The sequence below is a fragment of the Nostoc sp. PCC 9305 genome, assembly GCF_963920915.1.
In the GTDB taxonomy this organism is placed as follows: Bacteria; Cyanobacteriota; Cyanobacteriia; order Cyanobacteriales; family Nostocaceae; genus Nostoc.
The window spans coordinates 1-1189 of record NZ_CAWUDN010000255.1 but is presented as its reverse complement, the minus strand read 5'-3'; the positions used below and the strand labels follow the sequence as shown (position 1 = coordinate 1189).

The following is a 1189-nucleotide window of genomic DNA, read 5'->3' as shown; positions in this document are numbered from 1 at the left end:
TAAGCTGCTGTACCTTTAATTTGCATAAAATGGAAATTGGATAAGTATTGCATTTACTGCCATGCCAGCTAGAGGTTTTCTCACACCGAGTCAACAAGAAAATTTACAACAAGCCGTCAGAGAAAGTGCGGACAAGCATCTACGAGAACGGGCATTAATGCTGTTGTTGATGAATGATGGCAAAACGTACCAAGAGATTAGCACTTTTTTAGGTTGTGCATACCGAAGCGTAGCATATTGGTGTGTTCATGGAGACGCAGATAACCTAGAAAGTTTAAAAGATAAGCGAGAACAAGGTAATCATCGTAAAGTCACAGAATTATATGTAGAATTACTGCTAGATGTACTTGAAAAAGAACCATCAGAACTAGGATATGAATTTGGAAGATGGTCAGGTGAACGACTAGCAACATACATGGCAGAACAAACAGGAATTGAGCTATCAGGTAAGCAGGTAAGGAGAATATTAGAGCAAAAAAAGTACGCTTACCTCTGGGCAAAATACACCCTAGAAGACAAACAAGATCCCAAAAATAGAAAGGCGTTTCAAGAGAAGTTAGAAGGATATTTAGAAGCGTCAAAAGCTAACCCAGATAAACTACAAATCTGGTTTTGGGATGAAAGTGGATTCAGTATGAGGGTAATTAGGCGTAGAAGTTGGGTGAAAAGAGGTACTAGAAAAAAAGTCACTGGACAACGTAGTAGAGGAAAAGTAAATGTTATGGGAGGTGTTCGATATCATGATAAAAAAAGAATGTGTTATTTCATCGATAAAGGTAACTCTACAAGCTTTTATGAACAAATTAAAAAATTACATATTTTTGTAAAAGAAGAGTGGATTAATCAAGGAAATATAGAAGATAAGTTTACATCGTCTGAAGTAAAAATACTCATCATACTAGATAATGCTAGCTACCATAGAAAGAAAGATATTCTCGAAAAAATAGAACAAGAAATGCCAAATATACAACTTTATTTTTTACCTCCCTATAGTCCAGATTTTAATTTAGCTGAATTAGTTTGGCATTCAGTGAAAGAATACATAGCACATCGCCTATTTAAATCAGTACCGGATTTGCAAGAATTACTAGACAGATTATTAAACGATGGTGAACTAATTATTAAGTGGGGCAGAAAAATCAAGAATAAGGGTAATGCTATTATTGCAAGTTAAATGTCCGACAGCTTA

Annotated in this window: 1 protein-coding gene; it reads left to right on the top strand. The window is 35.2% G+C overall.

Features of this window, described 5'->3' with window-relative positions:
• Positions 1-61 precede the first annotated feature (61 nt).
• Positions 62-1174: an IS630 family transposase gene (locus ACM0OX_RS35645; RefSeq protein ID WP_414519930.1), complete on the top strand. Its 1113-nt coding sequence runs from the start codon at positions 62-64 to the stop codon at positions 1172-1174.
• Positions 1175-1189: the final 15 nt, after the last annotated feature.